The 24,916-nt window shown below is 43.3% G+C and carries 25 protein-coding genes; 23 read left to right on the forward strand and 2 right to left on the reverse strand.

The window, feature by feature from the left end:
• The first annotated feature begins 18 nt into the window (after window positions 1-18).
• Window positions 19-975 (forward strand): 23S rRNA pseudouridine(955/2504/2580) synthase RluC, encoded by a 957-nt coding sequence (rluC, locus tag Xish_RS14655; RefSeq protein WP_099118461.1) that lies wholly within the window; start codon window positions 19-21, stop codon window positions 973-975.
• On the opposite strand, the gene Xish_RS14660 is transcribed toward rluC, so the two are convergent.
• A complete protein-coding gene (locus Xish_RS14660) occupies window positions 969-1,562 on the reverse strand; it encodes a Maf family protein (protein WP_099118462.1) in 594 nt (197 codons plus the stop codon). The two genes, rluC and Xish_RS14660, sit on opposite strands and share 7 nt — an antisense overlap.
• 145 nt (window positions 1,563-1,707) lie before the next feature.
• Here Xish_RS14660 and yceD point away from each other — a divergent pair, with 145 nt between their 5' ends.
• The 19 genes from yceD to umoD all read left to right on the forward strand — a co-directional run bounded on the left by yceD (window position 1,708) and on the right by umoD (window position 17,938).
• Window positions 1,708-2,232: a 23S rRNA accumulation protein YceD gene (yceD, locus tag Xish_RS14665; protein ID WP_099118463.1), complete on the forward strand. Its 525-nt coding sequence runs from the start codon at window positions 1,708-1,710 to the stop codon at window positions 2,230-2,232.
• A 12-nt stretch (window positions 2,233-2,244) separates the two neighbouring features.
• Entirely contained in the window at window positions 2,245-2,415 is a 171-nt protein-coding gene (rpmF, locus tag Xish_RS14670; RefSeq protein WP_004253223.1) for a 50S ribosomal protein L32, read from the forward strand.
• 29 nt (window positions 2,416-2,444) lie between these two features.
• Window positions 2,445-3,497, forward strand: coding sequence for a phosphate acyltransferase PlsX (gene plsX, locus Xish_RS14675; protein WP_099118464.1), 1,053 nt, complete (start codon window positions 2,445-2,447; stop codon window positions 3,495-3,497).
• 6 nt (window positions 3,498-3,503) lie between these two features.
• Window positions 3,504-4,457, forward strand: a complete 954-nt coding sequence (locus Xish_RS14680) for a beta-ketoacyl-ACP synthase III (protein ID WP_099118465.1) — start codon at window positions 3,504-3,506, stop codon at window positions 4,455-4,457.
• Between the two features lie 18 nt (window positions 4,458-4,475).
• Complete coding sequence (gene fabD, locus Xish_RS14685) at window positions 4,476-5,405, forward strand: ACP S-malonyltransferase (RefSeq protein ID WP_099118466.1); 930 nt, start codon at window positions 4,476-4,478, stop codon at window positions 5,403-5,405.
• Window positions 5,406-5,416: 11 nt separating this feature from the next.
• Window positions 5,417-6,151: a 3-oxoacyl-ACP reductase FabG gene (fabG, locus tag Xish_RS14690; RefSeq protein ID WP_099118467.1), complete on the forward strand. Its 735-nt coding sequence runs from the start codon at window positions 5,417-5,419 to the stop codon at window positions 6,149-6,151.
• A 150-nt stretch (window positions 6,152-6,301) separates the two neighbouring features.
• Window positions 6,302-6,538 carry an acyl carrier protein gene (gene acpP, locus Xish_RS14695; protein ID WP_012989255.1) on the forward strand — a complete coding sequence of 79 codons (237 nt, stop codon included), beginning with the start codon at window positions 6,302-6,304 and terminating at the stop codon, window positions 6,536-6,538.
• 74 nt (window positions 6,539-6,612) lie between these two features.
• A complete protein-coding gene (gene fabF, locus Xish_RS14700; protein WP_099118468.1) occupies window positions 6,613-7,854 on the forward strand; it encodes a beta-ketoacyl-ACP synthase II in 1,242 nt (413 codons plus the stop codon).
• 68 nt (window positions 7,855-7,922) lie between these two features.
• Window positions 7,923-8,750: an aminodeoxychorismate lyase gene (pabC, locus tag Xish_RS14705; RefSeq protein ID WP_099118469.1), complete on the forward strand. Its 828-nt coding sequence runs from the start codon at window positions 7,923-7,925 to the stop codon at window positions 8,748-8,750.
• Between the two features lie 36 nt (window positions 8,751-8,786).
• Entirely contained in the window at window positions 8,787-9,812 is a 1,026-nt protein-coding gene (gene mltG, locus Xish_RS14710) for an endolytic transglycosylase MltG (RefSeq protein ID WP_099118470.1), read from the forward strand.
• Window positions 9,809-10,441 carry a dTMP kinase gene (tmk, locus tag Xish_RS14715; protein ID WP_099118471.1) on the forward strand — a complete coding sequence of 211 codons (633 nt, stop codon included), beginning with the start codon at window positions 9,809-9,811 and terminating at the stop codon, window positions 10,439-10,441. Before mltG ends, tmk begins: the two co-directional genes overlap by 4 nt.
• A 6-nt stretch (window positions 10,442-10,447) precedes the next feature.
• Window positions 10,448-11,464: a DNA polymerase III subunit delta' gene (gene holB, locus Xish_RS14720; RefSeq protein WP_244186061.1), complete on the forward strand. Its 1,017-nt coding sequence runs from the start codon at window positions 10,448-10,450 to the stop codon at window positions 11,462-11,464.
• A 22-nt stretch (window positions 11,465-11,486) separates the two neighbouring features.
• Window positions 11,487-12,272 carry a metal-dependent hydrolase gene (locus tag Xish_RS14725; protein ID WP_099118472.1) on the forward strand — a complete coding sequence of 262 codons (786 nt, stop codon included), beginning with the start codon at window positions 11,487-11,489 and terminating at the stop codon, window positions 12,270-12,272.
• Window positions 12,273-12,325: 53 nt separating this feature from the next.
• Window positions 12,326-12,676, forward strand: a complete 351-nt coding sequence (gene hinT / locus Xish_RS14730) for a purine nucleoside phosphoramidase (protein ID WP_099118473.1) — start codon at window positions 12,326-12,328, stop codon at window positions 12,674-12,676.
• Window positions 12,677-12,726: 50 nt separating this feature from the next.
• Complete coding sequence (gene lpoB / locus Xish_RS14735) at window positions 12,727-13,296, forward strand: penicillin-binding protein activator LpoB (protein WP_099118474.1); 570 nt, start codon at window positions 12,727-12,729, stop codon at window positions 13,294-13,296.
• Complete coding sequence (locus Xish_RS14740; protein ID WP_099118475.1) at window positions 13,283-14,167, forward strand: phosphotransferase; 885 nt, start codon at window positions 13,283-13,285, stop codon at window positions 14,165-14,167. Before lpoB ends, Xish_RS14740 begins: the two co-directional genes overlap by 14 nt.
• A 39-nt stretch (window positions 14,168-14,206) precedes the next feature.
• Window positions 14,207-15,217, forward strand: a complete 1,011-nt coding sequence (gene nagZ, locus Xish_RS14745) for a beta-N-acetylhexosaminidase (RefSeq protein WP_099118476.1) — start codon at window positions 14,207-14,209, stop codon at window positions 15,215-15,217.
• A 202-nt stretch (window positions 15,218-15,419) separates the two neighbouring features.
• Window positions 15,420-16,724 carry an NAD(P)/FAD-dependent oxidoreductase gene (locus Xish_RS14750; protein WP_099118477.1) on the forward strand — a complete coding sequence of 435 codons (1,305 nt, stop codon included), beginning with the start codon at window positions 15,420-15,422 and terminating at the stop codon, window positions 16,722-16,724.
• Between the two features lie 731 nt (window positions 16,725-17,455).
• The gene (gene umoD, locus Xish_RS14755; protein ID WP_099118478.1) at window positions 17,456-17,938 is read left to right on the forward strand and encodes a UmoD family flagellar biogenesis regulator; all 483 of its coding nucleotides are present in this window, start codon (window positions 17,456-17,458) and stop codon (window positions 17,936-17,938) included.
• Between the two features lie 135 nt (window positions 17,939-18,073).
• Here umoD and mfd read toward each other — a convergent pair whose 3' ends face one another.
• A complete protein-coding gene (gene mfd / locus Xish_RS14760; RefSeq protein WP_099118479.1) occupies window positions 18,074-21,520 on the reverse strand; it encodes a transcription-repair coupling factor in 3,447 nt (1,148 codons plus the stop codon).
• A 199-nt stretch (window positions 21,521-21,719) separates the two neighbouring features.
• Here mfd and lolC point away from each other — a divergent pair, with 199 nt between their 5' ends.
• From lolC to lolE, 3 genes are read left to right on the forward strand one after another with little or no spacing between them, the layout of a single operon-like run.
• Complete coding sequence (lolC, locus tag Xish_RS14765) at window positions 21,720-22,922, forward strand: lipoprotein-releasing ABC transporter permease subunit LolC (RefSeq protein ID WP_099118480.1); 1,203 nt, start codon at window positions 21,720-21,722, stop codon at window positions 22,920-22,922.
• Window positions 22,915-23,619: a lipoprotein-releasing ABC transporter ATP-binding protein LolD gene (gene lolD / locus Xish_RS14770; RefSeq protein WP_099118481.1), complete on the forward strand. Its 705-nt coding sequence runs from the start codon at window positions 22,915-22,917 to the stop codon at window positions 23,617-23,619. Before lolC ends, lolD begins: the two co-directional genes overlap by 8 nt.
• Window positions 23,619-24,866, forward strand: coding sequence for a lipoprotein-releasing ABC transporter permease subunit LolE (gene lolE, locus Xish_RS14775; RefSeq protein WP_099118482.1), 1,248 nt, complete (start codon window positions 23,619-23,621; stop codon window positions 24,864-24,866). The genes lolD and lolE overlap by 1 nt, the downstream gene beginning before the upstream one ends.
• The last annotated feature ends 50 nt before the right edge of the window (window positions 24,867-24,916 follow it).

The raw sequence follows: 24,916 nt of genomic DNA on the forward strand, positions 1-24,916 counted from the left end.
ATTATTAGAATCTTGCCCATGAAAACAGATAATCAAATTGTACAGTTTGTCACGATTGATGACGAATATGCCGGTCAGCGAATTGACAACTTTTTACTGACCCGTTTAAAAGGTGTACCTAAAAGCCTGATCTATCGGATCTTGCGTAAAGGTGAAGTTCGAGTTAACAAAGGAAGAATCAAGCCTGAATATAAATTGACAGCAGGTGATGTCATCAGGATACCGCCGATTAGAGTTGCAGAAAAACAAGAAACATCTATTTCTGTTAAGCTGGATAAGGTTGCGGCTCTGGCGGAGTGTATTTTGTATGAAGATGACCATATCTTAGTCATAAACAAACCTTCAGGAACCGCAGTACATGGGGGCAGTGGTCTGAGTTTTGGTGTAATAGAAGGGTTACGGGCTTTGCGTCCTGAAGCACGCTTTCTTGAACTGGTACATCGGCTTGACCGCGATACATCGGGTATTTTGTTGATTGCGAAAAAACGTTCTGCATTACGCGCATTGCATGAACAATTACGCTTGAAACAGATGCAAAAAGAGTATTTGGCGCTAGTGCGTGGGCAATGGCAATCCCATTGTAAAGTAGTAGAAGCCCCTTTATTGAAAAACACCCTGCAAAGTGGGGAAAGGGTGGTCAAAGTCAGTAAAGAAGGCAAACCATCTGAAACACGTTTTAAAGTTGAAGAACGGTATGCGATTGCGACATTGGTGCGAGCGAGTCCAGTGACGGGGCGAACCCATCAGATCCGTGTGCACACTTTACATGCTGGTCATCCCATTGCGTTTGATGATCGTTATGGTGACAGAACATTTGATGCCCAGCTTGCAGAAACAGGGCTTAACCGATTGTTCTTGCATGCCAGCGCATTAAGGTTTACCCATCCATCCACGGAGGAAACACTACGTTTCGAAGCCCCCATGGACGATAGGTTGCTGAAATGTTTAAGAGTATTGCGGCATAATAATCATTGAGAACACACCGTCAGTGGGTTTATCCCCTGACGGATAAGCATCTCTGTTAAAGTGATTAGTGGTAAGCCGATAAGTGTATTTGGATCTTTGCCGTCAAGTTTTTCGAATAATGTAATTCCTAAGCCTTCGCTTTTAAAACTACCAGCGCAATTGAAGGGCTTTTCTTTGTTCAGATAATAAATAATTTCTGTTTCTGCCAACTCTCTGAAATAGACATAGAATAGTTCACAACGAGTATCAACCATTTCTGTTTTGCTATTGAATAAGGTAATGCCAGTATAAAAAGTGACACACTTTCCACTGGCGTTTTTCAATTGTAAGAAAGCATTCTCAAAATTATGTGGCTTGCCAGTAATCTTGTTATCTAAAACACAAACTTGATCTGACGCTACAATTAGATGGTTAGAATACTCTTGCTGTAATGCGTGAGCTTTGGCATATGACAGCCGCATAACCAATTGTTTTGGGCTTTCGTTTTCCAACGGACTTTCATCAATATTGGGAGAAGCACAGGTAAAGGGTAATCCCAATTTTTCTAGTAATAGGCGGCGATATTCGGAAGTTGACGATAAAACAATCGGAAGCATCTTTTTTTCCATAAAATACGTAGAGAAATATTTGTAGGCATTTTAAACTATACGTCGCTTAATAAGCGAATATTTGACGGAAAGGCGCAGATGTGTGGCCTTTTTCTTTGACTATGTCTCATTACAAAGATAATATGCGCGCCTTATGCAAAAGGTAAAATTACCCCTGACCATCGATGCACTTCGAGCAGCCCAGAAAAGATTGGATTACCATGGTAGTTATTCTGCTGGGCAAGTTTCTCGTCTTACAGAATCCGTGGTCAGTGTGGATGGTGATGTAGATAGCTCATTATCATTTGAAATTGATAATCAGCGTCTGGCAGTTGTAAAAGGGCATTCCGCAGTGGATGTTACGCTTGCCTGTCAGCGTTGTGGCAGTAATTTCAGTCATCATGTTCACACAACGTATTGTTTTAGCCCGGTCGTCAATGATGAACAGGCTGAGGCATTACCGGAAGAGTATGAGCCAATAAACGTTAACGAATTTGGCGAAATAGATTTGCTGGCAATGATTGAAGATGAAATAATTCTATCTCTGCCGGTGGTTCCGGTACATGATTCTGAACACTGTGAAGTGTCCGACGCGGATATGGTGTTTGGTACACTGCCTCCTGAAGCAGAAAAACCAAACCCGTTTGCCGCATTAGCCAGTTTAAAGAAAAGTACTTAAGGAGTAAGGTCAATGGCCGTACAACAGAATAAACCAACTCGTTCCAAGCGTGGTATGCGTCGTTCTCATGACGCGCTGACTGCAACACTTGTCTCTGTAGACAAAACTTCTGGTGAAACTCACCTGCGTCATCACGTGACTGCTGATGGCTACTACCGTGGCCGCAAGGTAATCAACAAGTAATTTCAGCTAACCATTAGCAAGTTGATATCTTGGCTAATCTAACCTTAGCGTTAGATGCAATGGGTGGGGATTTTGGTCCTCACGTTACAGTGCCTGCTGCATTGCAGGCACTGGCATCTAATCCGCAACTGAAGTTATTGTTGGTCGGCAATCCCGAAACCATCTCTCCTTTGCTTGCAAATCAAAATGCCGAGCTGCTTAGCCGTTTACAAATTGTTCCGGCGGAACATGTCGTTTCCAACGATGCAAGGCCGTCTCAGGCCATCCGTTCCAGTCGCGGTACTTCAATGCGTATAGCACTAGACTTAGTTAAGTCAGGCAAAGCACAGGCTTGTGTCAGTGCGGGAAATACCGGAGCTTTAATGGGATTGGCTAAATTGATGCTGAAATCCATCGAAGGAATTGAACGGCCTGCATTGATGACAGTGATACCTAATCTAAAACAACAGAAGACAGTTGTATTAGATTTGGGCGCTAATATTAATTGTAATAGTAGTATGTTGGTTCAGTTTGCGATTATGGGTGCCGTAATGGCAGAGTATGTTGCTGGCGTAGAGAATCCACGTGTAGCGTTACTCAATATCGGGGAAGAGGAATCCAAAGGGCTGGATAATATCCGCGAAGCCGCTATAACCTTGCGTAATATCCCAATGATTAATTACATCGGATATGTGGAAGGAAATGAGTTACTGACGGGAAAAACGGACGTACTCGTATGTGACGGCTTCGCAGGTAATGTTACGCTGAAGACGATGGAAGGTGCGATCAGAGTGATCCTGTCTCTGGTAAAATCACCGGATGGTCAGCAGAAAAAATCATCTTGGCTAATGAAACTGTTCAAGATGAAGATAGTTAAAAAATGGTTATTAAGACAGGTAACTAAACGGTTTGGCCATCTAAACCCTGACCAGTATAACGGGGCAACGTTATTAGGATTACGTGGTATCGTCATAAAAAGTCACGGTGCTGCCAATGAACATGCTTTCAAAGCGGCTATTGATCAAGCCATTCAAGCTACAGAGAAGCAGGTTCCAGACAGAATTGCTGCCCGGCTGGATGCAATATTACCCAAGAGTGAATAAACACAAATGTATACAAAGATCTTAGGTACGGGCAGTTATTTGCCTGCGCAGGTGCGTACTAACGCAGATTTAGAAAAAATGGTAGATACGTCTGACGAGTGGATTGTCACTCGGACGGGTATTCGTGAACGCCGTATTGCGGCCGAAGATGAAAACGTTGCAACTTTGGGTTTCAAAGCAGCAGAGAAGGCCATTGAAATGGCAGGCATCGATAAAGCACAAATTGACTTAATCGTTGTTGCCACAACAAGCTCAACTCACGCTTTTCCAAGTGCAGCTTGCCAAATTCAGCAGTTGTTGGGCATTCAAGGCGTTGCGGCTTTTGACGTTGCGGCGGCATGTGCCGGCTTCACTTATGCATTGAGCGTTGTAGATAAATTTATTAAAACGGGTGCTGCTAAACATGCACTGGTGATTGGTTCTGATATTATTTCAAGAGTCGTAGACCCTAAAGATCGTAGCACAGTGATTCTTTTCGGCGATGCAGCAGGGGCGATGGTAGTTGGTGCTTCAGAGGAAGCTGGCATCCTATCCACTCATCTTCATGCTGATGGTCGTTATGGTGAATTGCTATCATTACCTCATCAAAGCAGAGTGAAGTGTGATACACCAGAATATGTGACGATGGCTGGCAATGAAGTCTTTAAAGTTGCTGTTCGTGAATTAGCGAATATTGTTGATGAAACATTAAAAGCCAATCATTTGCCTCATTCGGAGCTTGATTGGCTAGTTCCTCATCAGGCGAATTTGCGTATCATTGCGGCGACTGCCAAGAAATTAGATATGACAATGGATAAGGTGGTTGTGACGTTGGATCGTCATGGCAACACCTCGGCAGCATCAGTTCCAACAGCATTCGATGAAGCGGTACGTGATGGAAGGATCCAACGCGGTCAACTTATTTTACTTGAAGCATTTGGCGGTGGCTTTACCTGGGGCTCGGCGCTGGTACGTTTTTAATTTAACAGGAAAATAAACATGTCTGATTTTGCAATGGTGTTTCCCGGCCAAGGTTCTCAATCTCTGGGTATGTTGGCAGATTTAGCCGCAGAATTTCCACTGGTTGAACGGACGTTCGCAGAGGCTTCTGCGGTTTTGGGATATGATTTATGGGCATTAACTCAGCAAGGATCTGCGGAAGAACTGAATAAAACCTGGAAAACTCAGCCTGCATTGCTGGCCGCTTCAGTGGCGATTTGGCGTGTATGGCAGGAGAAAGGTGGTAAGGCGCCTTCCATGATGGCAGGTCATAGCCTTGGCGAATACTCTGCGCTGGTTTGCGCTGGTGTGCTTGAGTTTCAGCAAGCCATTAAACTTGTTGAGTTGCGTGGGAAGCTGATGCAGGAAGCTGTACCAGAAGGGCAAGGGGCAATGTATGCCATTATCGGTTTAGATAATGGAACCATTGCAAAGGCCTGTGCAGAGTCAGCGCAAGGTCAGATTGTTTCGCCGGTTAATTATAATTCACCTGGACAGGTGGTTATCGCAGGTGAAAAAGAGGCAGTAGAACGAGCGGGAGCCGCATGTAAGGCCGCAGGTGCAAAACGAGCATTGCCGTTATCCGTTAGTGTGCCTTCGCACTGCGCACTGATGAAACCCGCAGCCGAACAATTAGCGGCTGCACTGCAAGACGTTGAGTTTAACCAGCCACAATTCCCTGTCGTGAATAACGTTGATGTAAAAGTAGAAGAATCTGCTGATGCTATTCGGGACGCTTTGGTTCGTCAGTTGTATAATCCAGTGCGCTGGACAGAATCCGTTGAATATATTGCTGAGCAGGGAATCGAACAATTAGTAGAAATCGGGCCAGGTAAGGTACTTACTGGGCTAACGAAACGTATTGTTGATACTTTAAGTGCTGTAGCAGTAAATGATGTATCATCACTCACAGTTGCTCTGAATAAATGACTGAGGAAAACATGAGCTTTGATGGAAAAATTGCACTGGTCACTGGTGCGAGCCGTGGCATAGGTCGCGCGATTGCAGAATTATTGGTTGAACGTGGTGCATGTGTTATTGGCACCGCAACCAGTGAGAAGGGAGCTGAAGCAATTAGTGCTTTCCTTGGTGATAAAGGCAAAGGTTTTGTACTAAATGTCACAGATTCAGAATCCATTGAAAATGCACTATCGAATATTCGTGCTGAATTTGGTGAAATAGACATTTTAGTTAATAATGCAGGCATCACTCGTGATAACTTGTTGATGCGCATGAAAGATGATGAGTGGCAAGATATTGTTAACACTAATCTTTCTTCGATTTTTCGTCTGTCAAAAGCAGTAATGCGCTCTATGATGAAAAAACGTTATGGACGTATTATTTCCATTGGCTCTGTTGTTGGAACAATGGGAAATGCGGGACAGGCGAATTACGCGGCAGCGAAAGCAGGGGTTATTGGTTTTAGTAAATCATTGGCTCGTGAAGTCGCTTCCCGTGGCATCACTGTTAACGTGGTTGCACCTGGTTTTATCGAAACTGATATGACCAAAGCGTTGACAGACGAACAACGTGCAGGCATTGCTGCTGGAATACCTGCTAATCGTCTTGGTGATGCAAAGGAAATTGCCAGTGCTGTAGCGTTTCTTGCTTCTGACGAGGCCGCTTACATCACGGGTGAAACATTACATGTCAATGGTGGCATGTACATGATCTAAAAATGAGCGAACCCACTGTTTTTGATGTATTTTTTATACAAAAAAAGCAGATTGTGGTTCGACCAGCCGGGATTTGGTTGCATCTTTTCCTGTATTTTATAAACTACGAAAACCATCGCAGAAGCGAGTTTTGATAGGAAATTTAATAGTATGAGCACTATCGACGAACGCGTTAAGAAAATCATCGTTGAACAACTGGGTGTTAAAGAGGAAGAAGTTGTGAACACAGCTTCATTTGTTGATGACTTGGGCGCTGATTCTCTTGACACAGTTGAACTGGTAATGGCTCTGGAAGAAGAGTTCGATATCGAGATCCCAGACGAAGAAGCTGAAAAAATCACTACAGTTCAAGCTGCTATTGACTACGTTGAAAACGCAGGTAAATAAGCACACATACCTAGGCGGTCATTCGACCGCCTATGTTTTTCGTCCCAAATTTTTTCCCTCCCTGGAGGATAACCGTGTCTAAGCGTCGAGTAGTCGTGACCGGACTAGGCATGTTATCTCCTGTCGGCAATACAGTAGAGTCTTCTTGGAATGCTGTTTGTGCCGGACAGAGTGGTATCGGCCTTATCGAACATTTTGATACCTCTAACCATGCAACTAAGTTTGCAGGTTTAGTGAAGAATTTTAATCATGAAGATTTCAATATTTCGCGCAAAGAAGCACGGAAGATGGATCTCTTCATTCAGTATGGTATTGCTGCGGGCAAACAAGCCATGGAAGATGCAGGAATCGAAGTAACAGAAGCCAATGCTAGCCGCTTTGGTGCTGCTATTGGTTCTGGTATTGGTGGATTGGGTCTGATCGAAGAAAATCACAGTACACTGCTATCGGCAGGGCCTCGTAAGGTCAGCCCATTCTTTGTACCTTCAACCATCATCAATATGGTGGCAGGCCATTTGAGCATCCTTTATGGCCTTCGTGGTCCGAGCATCTCCATTGCAACTGCCTGTACTTCTGGCGTACATAATATAGGCCATGCTGCTCGCATTATTGCCTATAATGATGCTGATATCATGCTGGCAGGTGGTGCAGAAAAAGCGAGTACTGAGTTTGGTGTTGCTGGATTTGGTGCTGCACGCGCATTGTCAACCCGTAATGATGATCCTCAAGGTGCAAGTCGTCCTTGGGATAAAGATCGTGATGGCTTTGTTCTGGGTGATGGTGCAGGTATTGTCGTGCTTGAAGAGTATGAGCATGCGAAAAAACGTGGTGCAAAAATCTATGCTGAAGTTGTTGGCTTTGGCATGAGCAGTGACGCTTACCACATGACATCACCTCCTGAAGATGGCGCAGGCGCTGCTTTAGCGATGCAAAATGCCCTGAAAGATGCGGGGATTTCACCAGAGCAAGTGGGTTACATCAATGCTCATGGTACTTCAACACAAGTTGGTGATATTGCTGAAGCACGTGCAGTGGAAGCTGTTTTTGGTGAAGGCACTAAAGTATTGGTGAGTTCAACCAAATCGATGACAGGCCATTTGTTAGGTGCAGCAGGGGCAATTGAATCTATTTTCACTATTCTTTCTCTGCGTGAACAGATTATTCCTCCAACCATTAACCTGGAGGATCAGGATGAGAATTGTCGTCTGGATTTAGTTCCAGGTAAAGCGCGCAACGTTGAAGGAATGGAATACGCATTGTGTAACTCTTTTGGTTTCGGTGGCACCAATGGGTCATTGATTTTCCGCAAGATCTAAAATCACTTTGTGTTTATGAAAAGCCCCAACATTTGTTGGGGCTTTTTTATCAAAAATAAGAAGTTAACATGACGTATTGGATTAATGGTAATCAGTGCGATCATATACCTGTTAATGATCGTGCGGTACAGTTTGGTGACGGCTGTTTTACCACAATAAGGGTTGAGCAAGGGCTACCAGCTTTGCTACCTTTGCACATAAAACGGTTGCAGAAAGGTGTTGAAAAACTCTTTATGCCAGCGCTGGATTGGTTCCAACTTGAGAACCATATTAAACAGGTAGTGAAAGCATGTGGGTCTGGTGTTTTAAAAATCATTCTTTCCAGAGGTTCGGGAAGCCGTGGCTATGGTTTTGCTGATACGGTTGGGCCTACGCAGATCTTGTCTTTGAGTTCATATCCTGAACGATATATTACTCAGCGTCAAACTGGTGTGTCATTGACCCTTAGTCCCATTCCAATGGGAATTAATCCCTATCTGGCGGGTATTAAGCATTTAAATCGTTTGGAGCAGGTTTTAATCAAACGGTTCATTGAACAATCTGGAGCAGATGAAGCTCTGGTACTTGATAGTGATGGTTTATTAGTTGAATGTGCTACTGCCAATATCTTCTGGCGAAAAGGAAAAAATGTTTATACGCCTGACCTCAGTCAGTGCGGGGTGGAAGGGATCATGCGACAAAAGATAATCGAATTGTTGGCGAAAAGTGATTATAACTTATCATGTGTTATGCGCTATCCTGAAGCTTTGGCTTATGCAGACGAAGTGATTATCTGTAATTCCTTAATGCCTGTGGTGCCAGTAAACCGAATTCAAGCGCATAAAAATCAACCTGAGTGGAAATACCAATCAAGAGAGTTATATGAATATTTATTACCTGAATGTCTAAAACTTTAGTTAGTATTCAGAAGCACCAATAAAAGTGATTACCGAATGAAACTAAAAAAGCGCATTTTCATTCTGCCAGGTTTGTTTATTGCGATTGCTGTGATCGTGTTTTTTTCTTTTATGAAGAAAATAGAGAACTTTGCTGATCAAGAGATTAATCTTAGCCAAGAGCTGATATTTACTGTGCCGGCGGGGACTGGACGTGCTGGACTGGAAACCTTACTGACGCAGCATAAATTGATTAAAGATAATCAATTATTGCCGTGGTTATTTCGATTTAAGCCAGAGTTAGTGAAGTTTAAAGCCGGCACTTACCGTTTGCAAAAAGGCATGTCCTTAAGGGCTGTTTTGCAACTGTTTGCCAGTGGTAAAGAAGCTCAGTTTACCATTCGCTTTGTTGAAGGCAGTCGTCTTTCTGATTGGTCAAAAATATTGCGGAATGCGCCATATTTAACGCATGAAACAGAAAATAAGACACCGAAAGAGCTATTTGATGCTTTGGGCATGAAAGAGGCCGAATCACTGGAAGGCTGGTTTTACCCTGATACTTATCTGTATACAGCAGGAACAAGTGACGTGGAACTGCTTAAACGAGCCCATAACAAAATGAAAACGCTAGTGGAGCAGGAGTGGGAAAACAGGGAAAAGAACCTGCCGTATAAAAGCGCCTATGACATGTTGATCATGGCCTCTATCATTGAAAAAGAGACGGCAGTTGAATCTGAACGAACCAAAGTTGCCTCAGTATTCGTAAATCGTCTACGGTTAAAGATGAGATTGCAAACTGATCCAACAGTGATTTATGGATTAGGGGAGAAATATACGGGGACGATTTTTCGCAGCAATCTCAACACATTTACACCATACAATACTTATATGATTGATGGGTTGCCACCAACACCTATCGCCATGCCTGGTTTGGCTTCCATTAAAGCGGCAGCACATCCTGCTGTCACAGAATATTTATATTTTGTTGCGAATGGCGATGGTGGGCACACATTCACCACCAATCTGGTAGCACATAATAAGGCAGTAAGTCTTTATCGCCAAAGGTTAAAGCAGGATAAATGAGTAGCAAATTTATTGTAATTGAAGGGCTTGAGGGTGCTGGAAAAACAACGGCAATCCAAACAGTGGTTGAAACCTTGAAACAGCAGGGTATTACTGATTTAGCTCTTACCCGTGAACCAGGCGGAACACCGCTGGCAGAAAAATTACGTGAGCTGATAAAGCAAGGCGTTGAAGGAGAACCACTGACAGATAAAGCAGAACTATTAATGTTATATGCTGCCAGAGTCCAATTGGTAGAGAATGTTATTAAGCCAGCTTTGGCAGAGGGAACTTGGATCATTGGTGATCGTCATGACCTCTCTTCCCAAGCTTATCAGGGAGGTGGCCGAGGTATTGATCAGCACTTGATGGCGTCACTACGCCAGGCTGCATTGGGTGATTTCTCTCCAGATTTAACTCTCTATCTTGATGTACCTCCAGAAGTGGGCTTACAACGTGCTCTTGAGCGAGGGGAATTGGATCGGATTGAAAAGGAATCGTTAGACTTCTTCTATCGTACCCGTACAAGGTATCTCGAACTGATGGCGAAAGATGACAGTATCAAAAAGATTGATGCAACCCAACCACTGGAAAAAGTGCAGGAAGATATTCGCCATACCTTACTTGCTTGGTTAAAGAACATCGGTTAAAGAACATTGATTAAAAGCACAGAAAATTCAGGCAGAAATTGGTATCCGTGGCTTAATCATGCATACCGTCAGTTAGTTGAACTCCATCAACAAGGGCGTGGGCATCATGCTATTTTGTTTCATGCTCATGCGGGAATGGGGGCTGATGCACTATTGTATGGTTTGAGTCGCTGGCTAATGTGTCAGAATAAGCAGGGCATTAAAAGCTGTGGCAAATGTCACGGCTGTCATTTGATGTTAGCGGAAACGCATTCTGACTGGCATGTTCTTGCTCCTGAGAAGGGAAAAAATGTCATTGGGATTGATGCAGTACGTCAGCTCAGTGAGAAGCTCTATGAATATTCTCAGCAAGGGGGAGCTAAAATTGCCTGGATCACATCCGCAGAGTCCCTGACGGATGCTGCTTCTAACGCTCTATTGAAAACGTTGGAAGAGCCGCCGAAAAACACATACTTTTTGTTGCAATGTCAAAGCCCTATAAACTTGCTGGCAACATTACGCAGCCGCTGTTTTTACTATTTTATTCCGGCTCCTGAACCCTCGCAGGGGCTTTATTGGCTACAAAAGCAACTTCCAGCGATATCCCCTTTGGATGCACAAACAGCATTAAGACTTTCTCAAGGAGCACCATTGGCAGCGGAGCAACTACTCCAGACTGAAAAATGGCAGCAGAGGAATTCGCTTTGCCAAGCGATTGAACAGGCATTGCATAAATGTGATACCCTGTCACTTTTACCATTGCTAAATCGTGATGATGTGCAGCAATCTTTGCATTGGTTGATCAGCCTATTATCCGATGCAGTGAAATGGCGACAGCAGGCGCCGAATTACTGTATTAACCAAGATCAGCAGGCTTTGATTCATTATCTGGCTTCTGGTCAAAATGTAGAGACATTATTAAATACAGTTGATGATTGGGTACGTTGTCGCCATCAATTATTATCTGTGATGGGAGTTAATCGGGAATTGTTGCTAACGGAACAATTACTCAATTGGGAAAGGCAATTTTGCCCTGCACAGTAACTTAGTTAGATACGAGTATATTATGTTTTTAGTTGATTCGCATTGTCATCTCGATTGCCTTGATTATGAAACGCTGCACCAAAGTGTAGATGATGTTGTGGCGAAAGCGGCCGAGCGGGATGTGAAATATATGCTGGCGGTGGCAACAACGTTGCCTGGTTTCCGGCAAATGAAAGAATTAATTGGTCAACGGGAAAACGTAGCGTATTCCTGTGGCATCCATCCATTGAATTTGGATGAAGGTTACGATTTCGAAGAGCTTGCCCGACTGGCTACGGATGAAAAAGTTGTCGCAATGGGGGAAACTGGCCTGGATTATTATTATCAGCAAGAAAATGCTGAACTCCAGAGAACTTCATTCCGTGAACATATTCGTATTGGCCGTGAATTAAATAAGCCAGTGATTGTGCATACCCGTGAAGCAAAAGACGATACATTGATGGTTTTGCGGGAAGAAAGAGTACAAGATTGTGGTGGCGTGCTGCACTGTTTCACGGAGGATAAAGAAACGGCAAGGGCTTTGCTGGATTTGGGTTTTTATATCTCTTTTTCTGGTATTGTTACCTTCCGTAATGCCGAGCAAATCCGTGAGGCGGCAAGATTTGTGCCACTCGATCGCATTCTGGTAGAAACTGATTCACCTTATCTGGCACCGGTTCCCCATCGAGGCAAACAAAACCAGCCAGCTTTTGTACGTGATGTTGCTGAATACATGGCAGTATTGAAAGGTGTCAGTATTGAAGAATTGGCGGCGGTGACGACCAGAAATTTTTGTGAACTGTTTCATATCAGTATTAAAGAAAACTAAGTTAGTCATGTCACACGGTGTTTTTAGGCCTCACAACAAACAGGAGAAGTAAAATGGCAGAAGAAACTATTTTTAGTAAAATCATCCGTCGAGAAATTCCTTCTGATATTATTTATCAGGACGATTTGGTGACTGCATTCCGTGATATTTCCCCTCAGGCGCCAACCCACGTTTTGATCATACCTAATGTACTGATCCCAACGATTAATGATGTTACTGCTGATCATGAGCTTACGTTGGGACGTCTGTTTACCGTCGCTGCAAAAATAGCAAAAGAGGAAGGCATTGCAGAAGATGGCTATCGCTTGATCATGAACTGTAATCGCCATTCTGGGCAGGAAGTTTTCCATATCCACATGCATTTAGTGGGTGGTCGTCCATTGGGACCGCTATTAGCAAAATAACTTAATTGATAAATATCGGTATAAAGTAGTGATGTAACTGGAGTAGATTAATGAAAAGAATTCTCTTTGTTATGCTATCAGCAATGTTGCTGGCGAGTTGTGTTGCCCCAGAAACACAGCAGCCTGCTCCTGTTACACCGGTGGAGCCAAAGAAAAAACCGGAGCCGTCGGTAGGGCCATCAGAAAAAGTGCCCCAGCCGCCTAAAATTCAATCTATTAATTGGGATAGTGTTGTTCAGCCGTTAGTTGATCAGATGATGAATGCTAATGGTGTGGAAACGGGAAAATTACTGCTTGTTGATTCTGTCAAAAACAACACTAATGGTTCATTGCGAACCCTGAAAGCTACTGATGTGCTCACAAATGTAATCAGTACTAAACAAGTTTTTCAGGTTGTACCGAAATCCCAAATCCATTTAGCCAGACAGGCGCTGGGGTTATCATCGGAAGATAGCCTGGGGTTGCGCAGTAAGTCTATTGGATTAGCACGTTATTTAAACGCCGATTATGTTCTCTATTCTGTTGTCTCCAATAATCAGGGTCAGCGTGCGCTGGAGATGCAGTTAATGCTGGTTAAAACTGGCGAAATACTTTGGTCAGGTCGTGGTGACGTTAACTAACGGTAATGTTTTAACTAACGACGATGCCTTGCTCAGGGTACTGAATCAGTTATGGCCTGATATTTCCGCAGACTCTTGGGAAATTAGGCCATTAACGGGTTTGACACAGGGAAGTTACTATATTGCCAATACAAATGAAGTGCGTGAGATGGTTGGACGCGTACAAACACCACAGAGTGAAATGCTCGGCGTCGATCGTCAACGAGAAAATCAGATTTTGCGGCGATTATCTTCCACTGGTATCGCGCCTAAAGTAGTGGCTATGCACGGAACCTGGCTGTTACTTGAGTGGTTCACTGGGACAAAAATAAAACCTGGCACATTGAGTCAGCCAGCTTTACAGCAATCATTGGCTCAAACACTTGCTATTCTTCATAGCCACTCTCCACTGGGCTATCCCCTTCAATTAAAAAAACAAATTGCATTCCAGTGGCAGCAAATTGACAGAAGACGCTTATCTCCTCGCTGGTTACGCCTGCACAAATTTTTTATGGCAACCCGATTACCCACCGCATTAAAGATGGCTCCGGCTCATATGGATGTTCACCCCGATAATCTATTAATGACTGAAGAGGGGTTAAAATTGATTGATTGGGAGTATGCTGCGGATGTCGATATTGGCTTTTCATTGGCTGTGCTATTCAAAGGAAATCAATGGGATGAGGTGCAGCAAAAATTTTTTTTAGATTATTATTGTACCCAGGCATCAGGATATTCAGATATCCAATTATTGCAGCAACAAATTAAGCGATGGAAGCCGTGGGTTATTTATATGATGTTAATGTGGTATGAAGTGCGCTGGCAGCAGACGAGAGAACAACAATTTTTATCGCTGGCGCATCCCTTACGTCAGGCTTTTAAATTGTCGTAATGAATCTAATAACCAATATAAAGAGAAGTGAGGAATGCTATGGGGCCAGTAATGTTAGATGTTGTTGGCTATGAATTGGATAACGAAGAGCGCGAAATTCTACAGCACCCATTAGTGGGTGGTTTAATTTTATTTACCCGCAACTTCCACGATACAGAGCAATTACGTGAACTGGTTCGCCAAATTCGCGTAGCTTCCCGCCACCGTCTGGTGGTGGCCGTTGATCAGGAAGGTGGACGTGTTCAGCGTTTTCATGAGGGATTTACGCGTTTACCTGCGGCACAATCTTTTGCTTGTGTACATGACATGCTTATGGGGGCACATCTGGCCAAAGAGTCTGGCTGGTTAATGGCATCAGAAATGATCGCAATGGATATTGATATCAGCTTTGCGCCAGTATTGGATTTGGGACATAAATGTACAGCAATTGGTGAACGTTCATTCCACGAAGAGCTTGAGCCTGCGATGGTAATGGCAGAAAAATTTATCCAAGGAATGCATTCTGCGGGTATGAAATCGACAGGGAAACATTTTCCAGGACATGGCGCCGTGACGGCAGATTCTCATAAAGAAACACCAAGGGATAACCGTCCCATGGATGCCATTAGTTGTCATGATATGGTGATTTTCCGCGATTTTATCCAACGTAATCTGCTGGATGCAATTATGCCCGCTCACGTTATTTATCCTCAGATAGATCATCGCCCTGCAAGTGGTTCACCCTATTGGTTGAAATCCATACTCCGCGAGCAATTAGGATTTAAAGGCGTTATTTTTTCCGATGATTTGTCGATGGAAGGCGCAGCAGTGATGGGCAGTTATGCTGAACGAGCTAAAGCATCATTAGATGCCGGTTGTGACATGATTTTAGTGTGCAACAATCGAGAAGGCGCACTCAGTGTGCTGGATAACCTCCCGATAATTGAATCACCTAAAGTTAAGCAGTTATATCATCAAGGTAAACAACTTAGTTTGGAAGAATTACAGAAATCTGAACGTTGGCAAAAGTCTAACCAGGCGTTACAGGGTTTGTGTGAACAATTTTTGTGATTGATGTCTAATTAATCAAAAGAATTTGGTTGTGATTATTTTTGGTATGACCAACTTACCTGCCATGTTATTCTGGAGATATTTTCAATATGAAATTTGTTTAGCTTGAAGTTATCTAAGGACGTTAATCAAGGTTTTTTTACTTAAATAAACGAACTTAGCGCCTTACATAACATTATGTTGTATTTTCAGTGGGGTATTCATGACAACGCCAAAGACAAGAATTGTCATCATTGGTGGGGGCGCTGGTGGTTTAGAGCTGGCAACGCGTTTGGGACACAAATTAGGGCGTAAGAAAAAAGCCGAAATTACTTTGGTAGATCGCAATAATAGCCATTTATGGAAACCACTATTGCATGAAGTGGCAACAGGGTCTCTTGATGATGGTGTTGATGCATTGAGTTATTTGGCTCATGCAAGTAACCATTATTTCAATTTCCAACTAGGTACACTCACAACTATCAATCGTGAAGGGAAGACAATTACTCTGGCAGGGATAAGTGATGAAGCTGGTGATTTGTTGGTACCAGAGCGTGAACTAGCTTACGATATTCTTGTCATGGCATTAGGCAGCCAATCTAACGATTTTGGTACGGCTGGTGTGAAGGAAAATTGTATTTTCCTTGATAACCCACAACAGGCACATCGTTTCCACAATGAAATGCTGAACCTGTTCTTAAAATATTCAGCAAATCACTGTGCAGAAGAAAAAGTAAATATCGCGATTGTTGGTGGTGGTGCGACTGGCGTAGAGCTTTCTGCGGAACTCTACAATGCGGTTAAGCAACTTAACAGCTATGGTTTTGAAAGCCTGAATTCAGAAGCCCTTAACGTGACTTTGGTTGAGGCGGGGGAGCGTATCCTGCCTGCATTGCCGACTCGCATATCCAGTGCAGCCCATCAAGAGTTGACTAAGCTGGGTGTTAAGGTATTAACCAAAACAATGGTAACCAGCGCTGATGAGCATGGTTTGAATACAAAAGAGGGTGAGCAGATCAAAGCTTCCTTGATGGTTTGGGCTGCGGGAATTAAAGCGCCTGACTTTATGAAGGACATTGGTGGATTGGAGACAAACCGCGTCAACCAGTTGGTTGTGAAGCCGACTTTGCAAACGACATTGGATGATCGTATTTTTGCCATTGGGGATTGTGCATCATGTCCGAAAAAAGAGGGCGGTTTTGTTCCTCCTCGCGCCCAGTCTGCTCATCAGATGGCAAGTCGTTGCTATGACAATATCTTGGCATTGTTGAATGATAAACCATTGAAAGAGTATGTTTACAAAGATCATGGTTCATTGGTTTCATTATCCAAGTTCAGTACTGTTGGTAGTCTGATGGGGAACTTGATGCGTGGTTCAATGATGGTTGAAGGCCGTATTGCTCGTATAGTTTATATCTCTTTGTATCGTATGCATCAGGTAGCTCTGCATGGATATATTAAAACAGGTTTGATGATGTTGGTTGGCGGGATTAACCGCGTTATTCGTCCACGCCTGAAGTTACATTAATTAGTCAAAAAATGGCTCATCTTGAAGTAATTTATTAAGATGAGTCATTTACTTATTTATATTATTTATTATTATACATATCATAATTATTCTTCCCTAAATTCATCTTGATTGTTTAATATAATGAATAAAACTGTATTTTAACCAAAATTCTGGTTTCATTTTAATTAATCCATTATTGTTATATGTAATAACCTTTTAAAATAATAGTCTGTAATTATAATGATATGTTATACAAGATACGTTTAATTGACTTAGTGATGCATGCCATACCTAATGGATTATAAAATAATTTATCAGGAAATTTAATTAATCGTCATAATAAAGCCTGTTTTAGGTAGGTTATCCTGGTATCATAAATTTGTTCAGTCTGTAGGATTATGACGTCAGGAGATATATTTTTTATTTTTTGTGTTGTATGTGATTTTTATATGGTAGTTTTTGTTTTGAAAAATCTTCATGTGATATGAATAGAGTGAATATTACATAAATATTCATGTACTAACTCTTAATGAAATAGGTATAGAGGTTGTTTTTTTCGTAAAGTCAATGCTGAAATTATTCACAAGAATAGATGACTACATGGATAAGCACTTAATGATTTTGCTGATTTAATGGAATGGGATTTTTCTCAATAATGAACTTAGCGCACTTTTAGCTTACTTAAAATAGTTGCGAAATATTCTTTCAATAAAATTGTGTGGAAAACTATTAATATATCAAGGTGCTATGTGGTTAAGCTAACGATAAAACAGTATATAATTAGTTCTATAATAATTATTATCACTATTGCCATCATGGGTACATCCGCAACGTTTTATTTTGAATCCCCGCCTCCCAGCGTTGCGCATGTATTATCTGCGGAACCTATCAGATCAACAGTTGTTTTTCGACAATCTTATTGCCATATTGCAGCATTTCCCATTCCTGATACAGTAAAAGATATTACGCATAAGCATTTGATTAAATATGAATATCGTATTTTGACTATTATTAACCACTTGAAAATTCATAGGGAATATCCAGCTTTAATCCATTCGGTATTAAAAAACTGCATAGAGTTTCGTTTTAAAAAACCACGTGTCGTTGCCTATGACGTTAATTATGTCATTGGTGAGCAACCAGGAAAAGTCAGGATAGCGTACAAACCTGATGACACTATCCCTTTAAATGAGAAAGGACAATTGATCCTAAAATCATATTCACAACAATAAGTTTCTCTAACTATTTAGTAGAGGGTTGAAGGTGATTGCACTGTTTCGTTTGTCGTTTGTATAAAGTTGTATATTGACGAACTGGGCAAAACAGAGCAATCACGGTATTGCTTTTTTATCACTTAAGTGACTCGGTTAGGCATCACTCTTGTGCAGATCGAAATTTTCTAATAATTGCTGGATAAACGATAAACGAGTAGCCCGCTCAGTTAATTCAGTAATAAATTTCAATTTATAGGAGCCATCCAATCGGTAAACATTGGGCTGCGTTTGCAACAGACCAATGAGATAATTTGGTTCAACTTTATTACGACTACCAAATTCAATGAAACCACCTTTTTCATGTGCTTCAATGCGTTTGATACCGAGTTGTTGGGCGATCAGGCGAATAGAAGCAGATTGTAGCAGTTGGCGTCCGGAATCAGGTAGAATACCAAATCGGTCAATAAGTTCGACTTTCAATTCATCCAATTCGAGATTATTCCGTGCGCTGGCAATGCGTTTATAGAAAGATAAGCGTATGTTGACATCTGGGATATAGTCATCAGGTAATAGCACAGGCATACGCAATTCTATCTCAGTCTGGTTGTTGGTGAGATCTTCAAGCGAAGGCTCCCGCCCATTTTTAAGGGCATCAACGGCGCTTTCCAATAATTCCATATAGAGAGTAAAACCGATGCTGGTCATCTGCCCACTTTGATCTTCACCCAATAATTCGCCAGCTCCCCTAATTTCCAAATCGTGGGTAGCTAATGCAAAACCAGCACCCAAATCTTCGAGAGATGCAATAGCCTCAAGCCGTTTTTGCGCATCACTGGTCATGGCTTTTGGATGGGGTGTCAACAGATAAGCATAGGCTTGATGATGGGAGCGCCCGACACGCCCACGTAATTGGTGTAATTGGGCTAAACCAAAATGATCGGCACGTTCGATGATGATGGTATTGGCATTGGGAATATCGATACCCGTTTCGATAATAGTGGTACACACCAAAACATTAAAACGTTGGCGATGGAAATCCGTCATCACGCGTTCCAAATCACGTTCACGCATTTGCCCATGCCCCACAACAATTCTGGCTTCGGGAACCAACTCTTCCAGTCGGGCTTTTGCTTTTTCAATGTTCTCAACATCGTTATATAGATAGTAAACCTGCCCGCCGCGCAAAATCTCACGCAGGATAGATTCACGCACCACGAGGCTATCATATTCGCGTACAAACGTTTTCACGGCCAGACGACGGGCAGGGGGCGTGGCGATAATGGAGAGATCGCGTATGCCACTCATGGCCATATTGAGTGTGCGAGGGATCGGGGTTGCGGTCAGAGTCAGAACATCAACATCTGCCCGAATGGCTTTGATACGCTCTTTATGGCGCACCCCGAAGCGATGCTCCTCATCAACGATCAACAAACCGAGATCTTTCCAGCGCACATCACTTTGCAGGAGTTTATGAGTACCAATAATGATATCCACTTTGCCTTCTGCTGCCATTTCAATGACTTTTTGTTGTTCTTTGGCACTACGAAAGCGTGACATAACTTCAATGTGCACAGGCCAGTTTGCAAAGCGGTCGCGGAAATTATCATAATGTTGCTGTGCTAATAAGGTAGTTGGCACAAGGACTGCAACTTGCTTAGTGTTGAGGACGGACAGGAATGCGGCACGCATAGCGACTTCTGTTTTCCCAAACCCGACATCGCCACATACCAGCCTGTCCATAGCAATAGGTTTACACATATCATCAAGTACAGCATTGATAGTCTGTTCTTGATCAGGCGTTGTATCGAATGGAAAATTTTGGCAGAACAGTTGGTATTGTTCGCGATCGTTCGTGAAAGCAAAGCCTGGCTTAACAGCACGTTGTGCGTAAACGTCTAATAATTCAGCAGCAACATCACGCACCTTTTCAGCCGCTTTCTGGCGTGCTTTGTTCCATGCCTCGCCTCCCAATTTATGCAAAGGTGCGCTCTCCTCAGCACCACCCGCATAGCGGCTGATAAGATGAAGAGAAGAAACAGGCACATACAATTTGTCTTCACCGGCGTAAGTCAGGATCAGGTATTCTGCCTTAATACCACCCGCTTCTAACGTTATTAGCCCCTGATAACGCCCAACGCCATGTTCAAGGTGAACAACCGGTTGCCCATGCCGTAATTCAGCCAGATTACGGATCAATGTCTCGGTATTGATAGTGCGCCGATTATCTTGACGACGACGGCTGACACGTTCGCCAAGCATGTCACTTTCACAAATCAGAGCGAGATCGTTGTCTGCATCAACAAAGCCATGCTCTGCGGCTCCAACCATCAAATAATGGCCAGAATGATTGGCATCAGCTAGCTGGTTTATGTTTTTCGGTTTAACTTTGATGCGGGATAATAACTCTTGTATCGATTCGCGGCGCCCTTCACTTTCCACTGAAAACACTATCTTGCCGCTGAATTGCTCTATGAAACGGCATAATTTATCCAATGGTTCTTTTTGCTGTGCAGAGACCGATAAATCAGGCAGAGGATGATAAGCTAAATTGGTATTCCTTGCTTTTTGGGGAAGGGATCCATGATCAACTTCAATACGAGGCCAATTTTTCAATTCTGAGAAGAGGTTATTAACAGGCAACCAGAGCTGTTCAGGCGCGAGTAACGGGCGCATGGGGTCAACTTTGCGGCTTTCAAAGCGTAGTTTCGTATCTTGCCAGAAACGCTCCGCTGCATTGACCAAATTCTGGGTAATCAACAAGGTATTTTCAGGCAGATATTCAAAAATGGCAGACAAGGGCTGTGCAAAGAACAACGGTTGCCAATATTCAATACCAGCCGGCAGCATTTTTTTGCTGACTTGCTGATAAATATGTTCAGCATCACGACGGACTTCGAACTGTTCGCGCCATTGGCTGCGAAACAGCTCAATGGCTTCTTGGTCGGTTGGGAATTCATGAGCTGGCAATAAATTAATTTTTTCTACTTCGATCAACGTTCGTTGGGTATCTACATCAAAAGTGCGTAGACTGTCTATCTCATCATCAAAAAAATCAATGCGATAGGGATATTCACTGCCCATAGGGAAGAGATCAAACAAGGCGCCACGTGTCGCAAATTCACCATGTTCAAGTACCTGTTCAACACTGCGATAACCAGCTTGTTCCAATTCTGCCCGCAGTTTATTACGTGAAAGGCGTTGCCCCTTATGCATGACCAAAGCATGTCCTTTGAGATAGTCGTGTGGGCAGACACGTTGCATTAAGGTATTGACGGGAAGGATTAATGCACCTTTCGTCATAAATGGTAAGTGATAAAGCGTGGACAAGCGGTTGGAGATGATTTCTTGGTGAGGAGAAAAACTATCGTAAGGCAAGGTTTCCCAATCTGACATGGTATTTATTGGTACGTCGGTGAATTGTTGAATTTCATCGCGCAATCGTAGGGCATTCTGCATATCTTTTGTCACCAGCAGTATTGGCCCTGCGTGACGTTCAATAATGTTTGCACACTCAACGGCACAGGCTGCGCCAGTTAAGTGGCCTAAGTAGCGGATATCACCGCGGCGTTCAGGAAGTTGATAACGGTATTTTACTGACATAAGCGTTTGATATGTGTTCTCTAAGATTCAGTCCATTCCCAACACATTTTTGCCCCAATAGCCTTACAATAAATACGCGGGTAGGTTGAGAGAAAGTAAAAAAAACCACATAACCGGGATATGGGTGGTTCCATAAAGTATTGCTACCCTTTATTATCCTCGAACACTTTGCTTTGGCAACAGGGGCGTAACAGATTTCATGTTTCAGTCTGTCTCATTATTTATAGGATTGCGCTATATGCGCGGGCGGGCGGTCGACAAATTTGGCCGTTTTGTTTCATGGTTGTCAGCGATTGGCATTACGCTGGGCGTGGCGGCATTGATTACGGTATTGTCAGTCATGAACGGTTTTGAACGTTCATTAGAAAGTAGCATCTTGGGCTTTATGCCGCAGGCTGTCATTACATCGGAAAACGGCTCTATCAACCCCGTTGAACACCCAAGCCGTCAGCTTGCAGGGTTAAAAGGCGTGAGCCGTATGACTCCTATTGTGCAAGGGGATGTAGTGCTACAGAGTCACCACAATGTTGGGGTTGGTGTTATGTTGGGTATTAACCGTGACGAATATGCGCCATTGGCGGAACATCTTGTCAATGTTGATCGCAACCAGCTACAACCCGGACGTTATTTTGTCATTCTGGGCGAAAAATTGGCGGCCAAATTAGGGGTAAAACGTGGTGATCAAATCCGTATTATCGTGCCGAGTGCCAGCCAGTTAACACCAATGGGCAGAATTCCCAGTCAACGTTTATTCACTGTAGCGGGTACATTTTTCGCCAATAGTGAAGCGGATAGTACAGAAATTTTGGTCAATCAACAGGATGCAGCCAGATTGTTGCGCTATCCCGTTGGTAATATTACGGGCTGGCGCTTGTTTCTTAATGAGCCATTATCAGTAGATGAGTTGAGCCAGCAAACCTTGCCAAAAGGGCTGATATGGAAAGATTGGCGCGAACGCAAAGGGGAATTTTTTCAGGCAGTTCGTATGGAGAAAAACATGATGGGGTTATTGTTGAGCCTGATCATTGCCGTCGCTGCTTTTAATATTATTACCTCTCTCTCTTTGTTAGTGATGGAAAAACAGGGTGAAATCGCTATCTTGCAGACACAAGGGCTGACCCGCCGTCAGGTCATGGCTATTTTTATGATCCAGGGAGCGGGAGCAGGCATTATTGGCGCTGTATTGGGAACGGGATTAGGAATATTGCTTTCCAGTCAGTTAAATAACCTCATGCCAATTATCGGTTTGCTGGCTGAGGGCATGCAATTACCGGTTGCGATTGATACTACGCAAGTCATGTTGATCGCCATTAGTGCCATGCTGATCTCCTTAATATCGACGCTATACCCTTCCTGGCGCGCGGCTGCCACCCAACCTGCTGAGGCTTTACGTTATGAGTAATCACCCTTTATTACTGTGTCATCAACTGTGCAAAAAATATCAGGAAGGAAAAATTTCTACAGAAGTACTTAAGAATGTCACTTTTTCCATGCAACAGGGAGAAATTATGGCCATTGTCGGTAGTTCTGGCTCTGGTAAAAGTACGTTGTTGCACTTGCTTGGTGGCCTGGATTCACCGTCGTCTGGTGAAGTCCTTTTCAAAGGGCAATCACTCAACCAAATGTCCTCATCTGCACGGTCAGAATTACGTAACAGAGAAATTGGTTTTATTTATCAGTTTCACCATTTATTGCCTGATTTTACGGCATTGGAAAATGTTGCGATGCCACTCCTGATTGGTGGCCAGAAACGCCGTGCTCAACCAAAAGCATTGGATATGCTGGCGGCGGTTGGATTGGAAAATCGGGCGCATCATCGGCCATCTGAATTGTCGGGGGGAGAACGCCAACGTGTCGCAATAGCCCGCGCACTGGTCAATGAACCTTCATTGGTATTGGCGGATGAGCCAACGGGTAACCTTGACCAACGAAATGCAGACAGTGTGTTTCAGCTTTTACAAGAATTGAACCAACAGCAAGGCACAGCATTTCTTGTTGTCACTCATGATCTGAAATTAGCAAATCAACTGGCTCGTCAGGTAGAAATGCGTGATGGATATTTACAGGATGAATTAACCCTGACGGCGGGGGAGATGTAATGGTAAATCTGCCCCTTGCATTATTTACTGCATTACGATTTAGTCGTGGCCGACGTCGTTCAGGCATGGTTTCCCTGATCTCTGTCATTTCGACGCTGGGCATCATGCTGGGTGTCGCGGTGCTGATTATTGGTCTGAGTGCCATGAACGGTTTTGAACGGGAACTGAAAAATCGGATACTTTCCGTTGTTCCGCATGGGCAAATTTATGCTGTGGAGCAGCCTTTTCAGGATTGGCAAACTGCCCTTAAGCGGGTAAGACAGACACCAGGTATTGTAGGATCTTCTCCCTATATTGAGTTTACTGGCCTGATGGAGCGTGGTGAAAAACTGCATGCTATACAGGTACGTGGGGTCGATCTGGATACCGAGAGGGATGTGAGTACTCTGCCACAGTTTGTGCGTCATGGGGCATGGAAAACGTTCAGGGCAGGAAAAAATCAGGTGATTTTAGGGCAGGGTGTGGCTAATTCATTGCACGTGAAACAGGGGGATTGGGTGACTGTCATGATCCCCAATAACGATGCAAGCCTGAAACTTTTGCAGCCTAAACGTATCCGTTTACAAGTTGCGGGTATTTTCCAGTTGAGTGGCATGTTAGATCACAGCCTGGCTCTTGTTCCCTTACCTGATGCTCAGAACTATCTGGATTATGGTAGTGCAATCACAGGTATCGCCATTAAAGCAGATAATGTTTTTGCCGCAGAGCAGCGTGTTTGGGACGCAGGTAATGCGACAGGAAAATATGTGTATATCAGCACATGGATAAAAGATTACGGTTATATGTACAACGATATCCAGATGGTACGTAGCATTATGTACCTGGCTATGGTTCTGGTAATTGGTGTTGCTTGCTTTAATATTATTTCAACATTGATTATGGCCGTGAAGGATAAAAGCAGTGACATCGCTATCCTGCGTACATTGGGAGCCAAAGATAGCCATATCAGGGCAATTTTTTTATGGTATGGATTACTGACAGGCATGATAGGCAGCATAATTGGTGGTGTTGTTGGGGTTTTTATATCATTAAATTTGACGACTATCATTAAAGGGTTAGAAAAGCTGTTTGGGCACCAACTCCTTTCAGGAGATATCTATTTTATCGATTTTCTGCCGTCAGAATTGCATGTTATGGATGTGTGTTATGTTCTGTTAACGGCATTAGTATTAAGCTTGTTGGCTAGTTGGTATCCTGCTCGTCGGGCTAGTAAACTTGATCCAGCGCGAATTTTGAGTGGGCAATAGTATACGAGTATTAACGCGTATCTAAGCACGCTATCGTATAGCTATAGCGT

This window comes from Xenorhabdus ishibashii, from assembly GCF_002632755.1.
Lineage (GTDB): Bacteria > Pseudomonadota > Gammaproteobacteria > Enterobacterales > Enterobacteriaceae > Xenorhabdus > Xenorhabdus ishibashii.